We start from the raw sequence: 12,500 nt of genomic DNA, 5'->3' as shown, positions 1-12,500 counted from the left end.
ACTTACTTAAGGAGTGAACTATTTTGAAGATAGTAAAATTATTAACTGGATTGCTTGTTGTAACTACTTTACTGGCTGGGTGTTCCAGCTCAAAACAAGATTCTAATTCATCAAGCAAGAATACCGAATCAACAACCACTAGCACTGAAGCTGAAACCTCTAAAGCTGCTGATGCCGAAGCACGCGTTGTTGAACATGCTATGGGCAGCACTACAATTACAGGAACGCCGACCCGTGTGGTTACTCTTTTCCAGGGAGCGACTGACTCTGCTCTGCTGCTCGGTGTAAAGCCTCTTGGGGCCGTTGAATCCTGGTCTGAAAAGCCAGTGTATGAGTATTTACGCAGCCAAATGGACGGAGTTGAAAATTTAGGAATAGAAACACAGCCGAATTTAGAAGCAATTATTGCTTTAAAGCCAGATTTAATCATTGCATCTAAGCTCCGCCATGAGAAAATATACACTCAGCTTTCTGAAATCGCTCCGACAGTAATGGTGCCTGAGGTGTATGTCTGGAAAGAAACTTTAGATATTACCGGAAAAGCGCTGAACAAAGAAAAGGAAGCGAATGATTTTCTTAAAACCTGGGATGAAAAAACTGCTTATTTCAAAGAAAAGGCTGCAGATAAGATAAAAGATAAAAAGATTTCCATTGTGGATTTCAGAGCAGATCACGCAAGAATTGTTTATAACGGTTTTGCTGCTTTGGTACTTAAGGATATGGGAATTGAACGACCTGACAGTCAAAAGGGAAGCGAGTGGGGAGTTATGCTCCAGTCAGAAGAAGCCATACCTCAAATGGAAGGTGATATCATTTTTGATCAGACAAATTTGACGGAAGGGGAAAATATTACGTTCCGTGACAAATGGGTTGCGAATCCATTATGGGCAAATCTAACAGCCGTAAAGAATAATGAAGTACATCCGGTAAACTCCATTTATTGGAATGCAGGCGGAGGCCCTCAGTCAGCCATGCTCATGCTTCAACAGGTTTACGATTTCTTTGGAGTAAAATAAATAGCAAGGGAGATCAATTCATGGCACGCTTACAGAATCCATTACAAAAAATGACTGTTCTTCTTCTATTATTAGCAATTTTGATATTTACCTTTGCGGCAAGTGTATCCCTTGGATCGTATCGTATTTCTTTATACGATGTATGTCAGTCCTTTTTAAATTTTAATTCCAGTTCTACAGAGCATATTCTTGTAATGAATACAAGATTTCCCCGGGCGGTAGTGGCGGCTACCGTTGGGGCATGTCTTGCAGTGGCTGGTGCTCTGACACAAGCTCTGACCAAGAATCCGCTGGCTGCCCCCAGTGTTCTCGGAATCAACTCCGGAGCCGTATTTTTTGCGGTTGTGGCAGCTTCCATGCCAAATATCCTTCCGCCTGTCAGTATTGTATGGGCGGCATTTGGCGGAGCTGCAATTTCTTCTGCTGCCGTATATTTTCTTGGCTCCATCGGGAGAGACGGGCTTACACCGATTAAAATTATTTTAGCAGGATCTGCTATAACTGCTCTTTTTACTTCTTTCACCCAGGGTCTGCTTGTTTTAAGCGAATCGGGTATGAAGAACACTCTCTCCTGGCTTGCGGGAGCAATTGTTGGCCGTAATCTGGAACATCAGAAAATGGTCCTTCCGTATATGATAATCGGCATGCTTTTGGCTTTTGCCCTTGCTGTCCACATAAACATTTTAACATCAGGAGATGATGTTGCAAAAGGTCTTGGCCAGCGCACGGGTATCGTTAAGCTGCTTATTTCTGTCTCTGTTATTTTATTGGCAGGTAGCTCCGTTTCTATTGCTGGCTCCATTGGCTTTGTTGGCTTAATGGTTCCCCATATTTCCCGATTTTTTGTAGGCAGGGACCACCGCTGGATTATTCCTTATAGTGCTGTTATGGGAGCATCACTGCTGTTGCTTGCAGATATTTCTGCACGATTTATAATCATGCCATCCGAAGCACCAGTAGGCGTAATGACTGCAGTGATTGGAGCACCCTTTTACATTTACATCGCAAGAAGAAGCTTAAGAGGTGAGAAATGAGACAGAAACTATTCACTAAGAATATCTCTACTACAATGACTCCCGGGAATAGACTGATTCTGATGCTACTGCTACTAATTGTGGTATTTATAGGCTGTGTTTGCGCAGGATCAAAGATTTTATCTCCTCTCACGGTTATAAAAGGTATGTTGGGAAAATCTGATCCTCAGGTTAAATTGATCCTAGATTCTCTAAGGTTACCCAGAGCTTATGTTGCAATTTTATCTGGTGCAGCTTTAGGCATGTCTGGAGCATTGCTCCAGGGTACTATTCGAAACCCACTGGCAGCACCTAACATAATAGGTATCACCAGCGGAGGGAGCCTGGCGGCAGTTATATTTATAAATCTGTTTCCAGAAGCTAGTATTAGCATTATGCCTTTGGCTGTATTCATAGGTGCCTTACTGGTAACTATTTTAGTTTATGTACTGAGCTGGAAAGATGGGGTATCTCCTACCAGGCTTATTTTAGTAGGAATTGGTATTTCTTCCGTAACCAGTGCTTTGACTACTTTAATCATTGCTAAAGGGACTTTCGTGGCTTCTGATAAGGCCTATCTTTGGATGGTGGGAAGTGTTTATGGAGTGACCTGGAAAGATGTTAAGCTCCTTCTTCCCTGGGTCAGCCTTTGCTTTCTTTTCTCTATGGCACATGCAAAGCATTTGGATGTGCAAGGCTTGGGAGACGATATTGCCAAGGGACTGGGAGCACACCTGCAGCGGCACCGTGCCATACTAATACTTTTAAGTGTTGCGTTGGCAGGAAGTGCCATTGCAGTGGTAGGAGCAATTGGCTTTATTGGTCTTGTTGCTCCTCATATGGGCAGACGTCTTATTGGTGCCAACCACGCTGCTCTAATACCAGCTTCAGCTATCTTAGGTGCCATGATTTTACTGGCCGCTGATACAGTGGCGCGAACTCTGTTTTTACCTATTGATGTACCGGCAGGAGTATTTACTGCACTGATTGGAGCACCATTCTTTATTTATCAATTATATCGGAACCGTAATAAATAGGCTACAGGAGGCAAATTATGAACAGACTATTGACCAATCATTTATCCATATCATATGGAGAGAATACGGTGATAGAAAATTTAGACATACAGATTCCAGAGGGTAAAATTACTATTTTGGTGGGAAGCAACGGCTGTGGGAAATCCACACTTTTGCGTTCTCTATGCCGCCTGTTAAAGCCTGCAAGAGGAGCCGTTGTATTAGATGGAAATGATATCTTTAAAATGTCCACTCGTGATGTTGCACGTAAACTTGCAGTTCTTCCCCAGGGTCCGACTGCTCCAGAGGGGCTTACTGTCATGCAGCTCGTTCGTCAGGGACGCTATCCTCACCAGAACTGGCTCCAACAATGGACCAGTGAAGATGAAGAAATGGTCCAAAAAGCCTTACACGATACAAAAATGACGGACATTGCAGACAGAACTGTAGACTCCTTATCGGGAGGTCAGCGTCAGAGAGCTTGGATTGCTATGACTTTAGCTCAGGGGACTGATATCCTGCTTCTGGACGAGCCTACCACATATTTAGACCTGGCACACCAAATAGAAGTTTTGGATCTGCTCTATGAGCTGAATGCGAAAGAGAACCGGACCATTGTCATGGTTCTTCACGATTTAAATTTATCCTGCCGATATGGACATCATATGGTGGCACTGAGTGATCGAAGGGTGTATGCAGAGGGTGTTCCAGAAAAGGTTATGACCGCGGAAACCGTTCGTCACGTATTTGGCCTCGATTGCGAAGTTTCTATAGATCCTATCTTTGGTACCCCACTTTTGATTCCTCATGGAAAAGGAAGGCATATTATTAATGCTGGAACTACTGTTTGATTAAGTAATAAATGACAGACCAATGGAAAATTAGCCCTCGCACTATTTTTCCATTGGTCCTATTTTTATTGATATCGTAAGTGACAGATATTGACATTCCTGATTTTGGAACACATTATTTTAAATTTATTATATCTCTTTTTAAAGCATATCATTTCCTAAAACTTCTCAGGTATGTCTAAGTTCATAGCAGTCCATATAAGATAAATCCATTCCTTCTGGAATGGCTGCAAAATTAGAATTATAAAAGGCCTCCTTATCCCTTACTGAAGCGCTAAAGATATAATTATATCCGAGATCAAACAGATATTCCGGACATAGCTCAGCACTTGGTCCGTATATTCCTCTTATTTTAGCATTTTTACATGTTCTTAGAATATCTTGATAGGTATTGTTTACAATTGTACAGCCAGTCATTACTACAATATCCAGGCTTTCAAGTATATCTTTATGTTCAAGTGCATTTTCTCCAAGATGCCAATGGATGTTTTCAGGATATACTTTTGTCTCCTTTCCAATTTTATAACTTAAGATTCCCTTCGGGTCCCGAAGATCAAAGGCATGAAATTCCTTACACTTTCCAAGAAAAACTTCATTATATAGACCATATCCTATGATTCCAACCTTTTTATCCTTAACATCGTAGTCAAATACGCGTCCTTCTGTACGAATAATCCCTCTGTCTTTAAGCCTGTCTGCCGAGTTAAATGGCTTACTTAACAGATTGCATAAACAAGCTGCTATTATTCTAAGTTCTTCATCTGACCCTTTAATTAGCTCGTAGACACATTCGTCTGCCGGCCTTCCAATTAAGGATTTTAAAATTCTCTCATGTTCATCAAAAGCTTTTTCCTTTGTCACACGCAGTGACATGGATAATCTGTCATTGGTATCAGATACCATAAACCATCTGTGCCCCAATACAAATTCTTTTATAATTGGCACTGGTTCCTTATATATTTCATAGTTTTTCTGTATCATGCCCAGTGCTATTCTTAAATCTTTCATTATTTTCCTCCTCTATCCGTTTGTAATTGAAATTGGAATAATGCTCTTTATAATACGATCGTTGTAGTGAAATTGATTTACTGCAACATTTACATGAAATGCTTTTGATATATTCTCTTCCGTAAGAATATCCTGAGTTTTTCCGTATACGTAGTCTCCAGTACGATTCAGCATGAGTGCTTCATCAGATATGGAAATTGCATTAGTAGGATAATGCGTATTCATAACAGCACAGATTCCATTTTCATGTGCCATACGCTCAATCAAATTCAGCACTAATATTTGATTATGGAAATCAAGACCTGTTTCTGGTTCATCAAGAATAATAAGGTCTGGCTTGTTAATAAGCGCTTTTGCTATAAGCACCATCTGCAGTTCTCCCCCGCTCATATGATTACAGTCTTTGCTTGCAAGCCTCTCTATCCCTATCTGTTTCATTATCTCTTCCGCCATCTCTATATCTTTGATACCTGGTTGTTCAAAGATTCCAAGATGTGCACTGCGTCCAAGAACAACCATCTCAAGACCTGTAATTGAAAATGCAAATGTATGAGATTGAGGTATATAGGATACCTTTGACCACAGCTTTTTTGTGTTTATATGTTTGATGTCCTCTCCATATAAAAAGCTTTTTCCCTCTATCCAGTCTAAAAGCCCAACCATACATTTTAAAAGTGTTGTCTTCCCCACACCATTAGGGCCGAGCACGGATAGAATTTTTCCCTTACTTAACGTAAAGTTAATATCCTTTAATATCTTCTGTTGATGTGGATAGCCGAAGCTTCCATTTTGCACTTCTAAGATCAATGTAAGCTCCCCCTGTTTCTTTTTAGCAATGATATAAATACCGGTGCCCCTATAATTGCGGTAAGGATGGACAACGGAAGTTCAATAACACTAATGCTCCTTGAAAATGTGTCAATGATAATCATAAAACTGGCTCCAATGCTGATTCCAACAGGAACCACATAACGATTGTTACTTCCCACAAGCATTCTGGAACAATGTGGAATCAGAAGTCCTATCCAGCCAACCTGTCCACACATGGAAACGCACGAAGCGGTTATGACTGTGGCTGCCAGTACGAAGATTAAGCGTGTTGTCTTTAGATTCATTCCACTTGCTCTTGCCTCATCGCTGCTTAGTGATAATATATTTAGCTTCCATCTCATCAGATATATCACCGCAATACCTGACAATATAAGCGGTGAGCCTATCATGATTTTTTTATAAGATGCGCTTGTGAAGCTTCCCATGAGCCAATAAGTTATGGCTGGCAGTTTATCCAGGGGATCCGCAGTATATTTTAATAAAGAACCTACTGCATTAAACAGTGCCGATATGATTACTCCAGCCAGAACAAGAAATACGACTGACTGCCCATTTCTATCTCTTGCCAGTACCATTGTAATCCAAACAGAAAACAATCCAAAAGTCAATGCAAGTAATTGAGTCTCCATGATGCCCATAGACATAATAATGGCAATAATCGCACCCACACAGGTTCCACTTGTTACACCTAGTACATCAGGTGTTGCAAGTGGATTTGAAAAAAGTGACTGAAATGCATTTCCTGCACATGTTAGACCAGCTCCGACGATGATTGCCATTATGATTCTTGGTGCCCTTAAATTTATAACAATGGAATAGTTCTGGCTATCTCTGTTGCCCTTTGCGGCATCAAATAAGGTATTTATAACCTCTATCATAGAAAGGTTCATTCTACCGATGCACATGCTTATTATTGCAGTTGCAATTGGTAATAGGATCATTATCAGTATTGCAGCAAATGTAAATCTGTTATGTCTGATCCATACTGTATTTTTCATCGCAATTGAAGCATTCCCTCCATTTCTTCATCAGTGATTTCATATCCATAAAAATTCTTGTAGTAATCACGAATTACGGTTTCCAAAGGATAATCTGAAAATTCCTCCGGATAAGTATTACATGCAAGCCAGGCTAATACGAGGGGAGCATCAGGATTAGGCGTAAACCAGTTCCACATGCCTAGTGTTGTATTATATACCCGCTCATCTTTTACTGCCTGTATTGTTGAAAAATCAATGCCTTCAACTTTATTTTCTATCACATCCTGCCTGTTCAGCTTTAAAAGACCAGGACCATTTATAAATAATATCTGGGGATTCCATTTATATATTTGTTCAAAGCTAACCTGCGCAAAACCCTTTGCTTCCTCTGCAACATTTTTAACTCCCAGGTGTTGCAGCCAATAATCACCAAATACTCCTTTACCGGAAACCTGGGGAACACCGTCAATTAGTTTAAATAATATCATGGAGCTTGGACGTTTATCCTCTGGAATATTTTCTATTCTGTTTTTGACATCTACAACAATCTTGTCACCAGCTTCTATAAAGCTCTCCATCTTGCCCTTCTCTCCAAATACATCCTCTAAAAGCATCAGCCACTGCTTATACCTTTCGATTGGATCTGCGGGGGAATCTGCCCCTACGGTTGCAAATCCTATTGACGGAATTCCACTGGAAGCCAGTATTTGTGCATGTTCTTTATTATTGGCGTTATAAAAAATCACATCTGGCTTAAGCTTTATGATTTCCTCTATATTCAGATCCGATTGAGCATAAACGGTATCGGATGATTCAAGCAGCTCAGGTGCAATATTCTTTAATGCTGTCTCTGATATGGTTTCCTTAAAAGAACCACTATATCCTACAATATGGGGGGCTGAACCTTTAAAATATACCATGTATGTAGATAATATCGGTATTTGATCTATTACAACCCGCTCTATTTTATTTGGAACTTCAACCTGATTTCCAGCATGATCTACAACTACATGAGTTCCTGATAGCTGATTATCTGCCTTGGAATCGGTTTCATTTTTATCAGCAGCCGTAGTTGCTTCTACAGAAGTGGTTTCTGCCACTGATGAGGGAGCTGTATTTTTATTACGATTGGAAGTACATGCAGTTAATAGCAGCATTGATGCTAATAAAATTGAAGTTGTATTGAATTTCAGCTTCATAATATCCTCCTTCTTTGGTTAGTTGATACTAACTCATATATAAGTGTATATGAAAAAAAGAATTATTTCCATTGCTACTGCAACGAAACTAATTCTTCTTTTGATATTTTTTATTATGAGTGTATTTTTTATTATTAATCCTAATTTTACATTTGCAATGCTGTCTTAACAATACACATCTGTTGATTATGCTTATCTCTCAATAATAAGATGGCCTTTCATTACCTTACTATTCATATCGGTCAAGTATCTATCCTATACAAAATTAGTCTCTCATTGAAGTGGCAGAATGTACTTTATTAGAGTCCGAATATTTTTTCCATAATTACCTATTCATTATAATAGACCGCAAGCTGCAGCAAGTAACACCGCACATTACATGCACATGCAAGCCTTTTATTGTGTATTGCTGTAATTTGAAATAGACACTAAAATAAGCGCTTAATATTGAGGTGACCCCTAAAAGTTAGACCTAGAATCTAACGATTGGAGGTCGGTTCATATAACTGTTCCTTAAAATTAAAAATAGCCAGAATCTCTTGTAAATTCAAGATTCTGGCTACTTAATAATAAGAGCGCGAGACGGGACTCGAACCCGCGACCCCGACCTTGGCAAGGTCGTACTCCACCAACTGAGCCACTCGCGCTTACTCTCTTTTTTCAGGCATATACCCTCAAAACCACACATTGTTATATATCTTTCATCCGTTCTTTCCTCTTACCTAAACCAACCTGGTTAAGCCCTCGACCTATTAGTGACAGTCAGCTACACATGTTACCATGCTTCCACCTCTGCCCTATCTACCTCGTCGTCTTCAAGGGGTCTTACTCTTGCGATGGGATATCTCATCTTGAGGGGGGCTTCACGCTTAGATGCCTTCAGCGTTTATCCCTTCCCGACTTGGCTACTCTGCCATGGTGTTGATCACCAACAGATACACCAGAGGTCAGTCCATCCCGGTCCTCTCGTACTAAGGACAGCTCCTCTCAAATATCCTACGCCCACGCCGGATAGGGACCGAACTGTCTCACGACGTTCTGAACCCAGCTCGCGTACCGCTTTAATGGGCGAACAGCCCAACCCTTGGGACCTACTACAGCCCCAGGATGCGATGAGCCGACATCGAGGTGCCAAACCACTCCGTCGATGTGAACTCTTGGGAGTGATAAGCCTGTTATCCCCAGGGTAGCTTTTATCCGTTGAGCGATGGCAATCCCACTTTATACCACCGGATCACTAAGTCCTAGTTTCCTACCTGCTCGACCCGTCGGTCTCGCAGTCAAGCTCCCTTATGCCTTTGCACTCTTCGAATGGTTTCCGTCCATTCTGAGGGAACCTTTGAGCGCCTCCGATACACTTTCGGAGGCGACCGCCCCAGTCAAACTCCCCGCCTGACATTGTCCCCCAGCCAGGTAATGGCTGCAGGTTAGAAACCCAATATCGCAAGGGTGGTATCCCAACATCGGCTCCTCAAAGACTGGCGTCCTTGATTCACTGCCTCCCACCTATCCTGTACATGCAATACCGAATCCCAGTATCAAACTAGAGTAAAGCTCCATGGGGTCTTTCCGTCCTGGCGCAGGTAACCAGCATCTTCACTGGTATTTCAATTTCACCGGGTGCATTGTTGAGACAGCGCTCAAATCATTACGCCTTTCGTGCGGGTCGGAACTTACCCGACAAGGAATTTCGCTACCTTAGGACCGTTATAGTTACGGCCGCCGTTTACTGGGGCTTAAATTCAGAGCTTCGCGTTGCCGCTAACCCCTCCTCGTAACCTTCCAGCACCGGGCAGGCGTCAGCCCATATACCTCACCTTTCGGTTTTGCATAGACCTGTGTTTTTGCTAAACAGTTGCTTGAGCCTATTCTCTGCGGCCTGATTTCTCAGGCACCCCTTATCCCGAAGTTACGGGGTCATTTTGCCGAGTTCCTTAACAATGCTTCTCCCGCCGGCCTTAGGATTCTCTCCTCATCCACCTGTGTCGGTTTACGGTACGGGCACATATTACACAATAGCGGCTTTTCTTGACAGCCCCTACAGAGACTTCCCTACTTTTGTTCGGTACGCGTCACACCTTCCTGTTGTTAAGCGGATTTGCCAACTTAACCAGTCCAATGCTTGCCCCGGTCTTTTCATTCCCGGGTTCTCTCTCGGTTCTGTGTCCCCACAGTTCTGATAATATGCGGTACAGGAATTTCAACCTGTTGTCCATCGACTACGTCTTTCGACCTCGCCTTAGGCCCCGACTTACCCAGAGCAGATCAGCTTTACTCTGGAAACCTTAGATATTCGGCCTGGAAGATTCTCACTTCCATCTCGCTACTCATTCCGGCATTCTCTCTTCTTAACACTCCACATCTCCTTACGGTAATGCTTCAGCGCGGTAAGAATGCTCCTCTACCAATGTATCATTCGATACATTCCACAGCTTCGGTGTCGTGTTTTAGCCCCGGACATTTTCGGCGCAAGACCTCTCGACTAGTGAGCTATTACGCACTCTTTGAATGTGTGGCTGCTTCTAAGCCAACATCCTAGTTGTCTCTGAAATCTCACATCCTTTTCCACTTAACACGCACTTTGGGACCTTAGCTGGTGGTCTGGGCTCTTTCCCTTTTGACTGCCCAACTTATCTCGTGCAGTCTGACTCCCGTACATCATCTGACCGGCATTCGGAGTTTGATATTCTTTGGTAAGCTTTGACGCCCCCTAGGAAATTCAGTGCTCTACCTCCGGCAGACTAATACGAGGCTAGCCCTAAAGCTATTTCGAGGAGAACCAGCTATCTCCGGGTTCGATTGGAATTTCTCCCCTACCCACACCTCATCGCCACCCTTTTCAACGGATGTGCGTTCGGTCCTCCACCGCCTTTTACGGCAGCTTCAACCTGGACATGGGTAGATCACCCGGTTTCGGGTCTACCTTTACTGACTCATTCGCCCTATTAAGACTTGGTTTCCCTTCGGCTCCACACCTCAAGTGCTTAACCTTGCCAGTAACGGTAACTCGCCGGACCGTTCTACAAAAAGTACGCGGTTCCACTTTAAACGTGGTTCCACAGCTTGTAAACACAGGGTTTCAGGTTCTTTTTCACTCCCCTCCCGGGGTCCTTTTCACCTTTCCTTCACAGTACTATGCGCTATCGGTCACTAAGTAGTATTTAGCCTTGGGGGGTGGTCCCCCCGAATTCCCACAAGGTTTCTCGTGTCTCGTGGTACTTTGGATCCTGCTCGCTGACTATTGCTTTCCCATACAAGGCTTTCACTTTCTATGGCCGGTCTTTCCAGGACCGTTCTGGTAACAAATCGTCTCACTTATTGCAGTCCATAACCCCAGCATGCACGCACGCTGGTTTAGGCTCCTTCCATTTCGCTCGCCGCTACTTTGGAAATCGAGTTTTCTTTCTTTTCCTCCGGGTACTTAGATGTTTCAGTTCCCCGGGTTCCCGACGTATGGCTATGAATTCACCATACGACAACTGAGGTTTGCTCAGTTGGGTTTCCCCATTCAGATATCTCCGGATCAAAGGATATTTGCTCCTCCCCGAAGCTTTTCGCAGCTTATCACGTCTTTCATCGGCTCTTAGTGCCAAGGCATCCACCCTGCGCTCTTATTAGCTTAACCAATTCGATGTTCACCTGCGGGTGCGGGCTACTAATCTAAGATACATAGCGTTGTATCTCTGGTCTTAGGTTTGTTCTCATATCGTACGTCACGATACTTGAACGAGTTTTTATTCGGTTACATCTTTCGATGTAACACCTCGGATGTCTTGATGTCGTCTTCTTTCGAAGACTCTATCTAGATATATTTCAATATGTGATTTTCAAGGTACGTGCTAATGAATGTTCACTCAACTAAACTCACTTTGTTCGTTAAGGTTCGTGAACGGTCTCGCACTAAACTCAATCTTCACCTAACGGCTTGATTTCATTAAGTTGCTTTCGACCAATGGAGATGGAGAGATTCGAACTCTTGACCCCCTGCTTGCAAGGCAGGTGCTCTCCCAACTGAGCTACACCCCCATAAATAATCTGGCACCCACCTGCTCTCCCATGCCGTTTCCAGCATAGTACCATCGGCCGCTTAAGTCTTAACCATCGTGTTCGAGATGGGAACGGGTGTTTCCCCTAAGCGCATCGGCACCAGAAACATTTTGTCTCTTGGTGTTTCCTTATTCAATTAATTCTTTGAAAACTTAAGACTCAACAGTATATAAAACCCTTACTTCTTCTTCCTTAGAAAGGAGGTGATCCAGCCGCACCTTCCGATACGGCTACCTTGTTACGACTTCACCCCAGTTATCAGTCCCGCCTTCGGCAGCTCCCTCCTTACGGTTGGGTCACTGACTTCGGGCGTTACCAACTCCCATGGTGTGACGGGCGGTGTGTACAAGACCCGGGAACGTATTCACCGCAGCATTCTGATCTGCGATTACTAGCGATTCCAGCTTCATGTAGTCGAGTTGCAGACTACAATCCGAACTGAGACGTTATTTTTGGGATTTGCTCCAGATCGCTCCTTTGCTTCCCTTTGTTTACGCCATTGTAGCACGTGTGTAGCCCAAATCATAAGGGGCATGATG

At 43.0% G+C, this 12,500-nt stretch carries 8 protein-coding genes, 2 tRNA genes and 3 rRNA genes (1 of these 13 only partly in view); 4 read left to right on the top strand and 9 right to left on the bottom strand.

What is annotated here, in order from left to right:
* Positions 1-23: 23 nt before the first annotated feature.
* From OW255_RS04390 to OW255_RS04375, 4 genes are read left to right on the top strand one after another with little or no spacing between them, the layout of a single operon-like run.
* The gene (locus OW255_RS04390; RefSeq protein ID WP_268115750.1) at positions 24-1,016 is read left to right on the top strand and encodes an ABC transporter substrate-binding protein; all 993 of its coding nucleotides are present in this window, start codon (positions 24-26) and stop codon (positions 1,014-1,016) included.
* A gap of 20 nt (positions 1,017-1,036) precedes the next feature.
* Positions 1,037-2,050: a FecCD family ABC transporter permease gene (locus tag OW255_RS04385; protein WP_268115748.1), complete on the top strand. Its 1,014-nt coding sequence runs from the start codon at positions 1,037-1,039 to the stop codon at positions 2,048-2,050.
* The gene (locus OW255_RS04380) at positions 2,047-3,066 is read left to right on the top strand and encodes a FecCD family ABC transporter permease (protein WP_268115747.1); all 1,020 of its coding nucleotides are present in this window, start codon (positions 2,047-2,049) and stop codon (positions 3,064-3,066) included. The genes OW255_RS04385 and OW255_RS04380 overlap by 4 nt, the downstream gene beginning before the upstream one ends.
* A gap of 17 nt (positions 3,067-3,083) precedes the next feature.
* A complete protein-coding gene (locus OW255_RS04375) occupies positions 3,084-3,896 on the top strand; it encodes an ABC transporter ATP-binding protein (protein WP_268115746.1) in 813 nt (270 codons plus the stop codon).
* Between the two features lie 168 nt (positions 3,897-4,064).
* Here OW255_RS04375 and OW255_RS04370 read toward each other — a convergent pair whose 3' ends face one another.
* From OW255_RS04370 to OW255_RS04330, 9 genes are all read right to left on the bottom strand, one after another.
* On the bottom strand, positions 4,065-4,904 hold the full coding sequence (locus OW255_RS04370) for a Rossmann-like domain-containing protein (RefSeq protein WP_268115745.1): 840 nt from the start codon (positions 4,902-4,904) through the stop codon (positions 4,065-4,067).
* 12 nt (positions 4,905-4,916) lie between these two features.
* A complete protein-coding gene (locus OW255_RS04365) occupies positions 4,917-5,711 on the bottom strand; it encodes an ABC transporter ATP-binding protein (RefSeq protein ID WP_268115744.1) in 795 nt (264 codons plus the stop codon).
* Positions 5,708-6,613, bottom strand: a complete 906-nt coding sequence (locus tag OW255_RS04360; RefSeq protein WP_334308251.1) for a FecCD family ABC transporter permease — start codon at positions 6,611-6,613, stop codon at positions 5,708-5,710. Before OW255_RS04360 ends, OW255_RS04365 begins: the two co-directional genes overlap by 4 nt.
* Before the next feature lie 116 nt (positions 6,614-6,729).
* Positions 6,730-7,914 (bottom strand): ABC transporter substrate-binding protein, encoded by a 1,185-nt coding sequence (locus tag OW255_RS04355; protein ID WP_268115741.1) that lies wholly within the window; start codon positions 7,912-7,914, stop codon positions 6,730-6,732.
* A 574-nt stretch (positions 7,915-8,488) separates the two neighbouring features.
* Positions 8,489-8,561 (bottom strand) — tRNA-Gly (locus OW255_RS04350).
* A gap of 85 nt (positions 8,562-8,646) precedes the next feature.
* A 23S ribosomal RNA gene (locus OW255_RS04345) occupies positions 8,647-11,539 on the bottom strand.
* Between the two features lie 328 nt (positions 11,540-11,867).
* A tRNA-Ala gene (locus OW255_RS04340) sits at positions 11,868-11,940 on the bottom strand.
* A gap of 7 nt (positions 11,941-11,947) precedes the next feature.
* Positions 11,948-12,065, bottom strand: a 5S ribosomal RNA gene (gene rrf / locus OW255_RS04335).
* Positions 12,066-12,157: 92 nt separating this feature from the next.
* Positions 12,158-12,500: ribosomal RNA gene (locus OW255_RS04330) — 16S ribosomal RNA — on the bottom strand (it continues 1,188 nt past the right edge of the window).
* Together the 16S, 23S and 5S rRNA genes with 2 tRNA genes alongside form the textbook arrangement of a ribosomal RNA operon.

Origin of the sequence: Lacrimispora xylanolytica (genome assembly GCF_026723765.1) — a bacterium.
Classification (GTDB): domain Bacteria; phylum Bacillota; class Clostridia; order Lachnospirales; family Lachnospiraceae; genus Lacrimispora; species Lacrimispora xylanolytica.
This window is presented reverse-complemented; position numbering and strand designations above follow the sequence as displayed.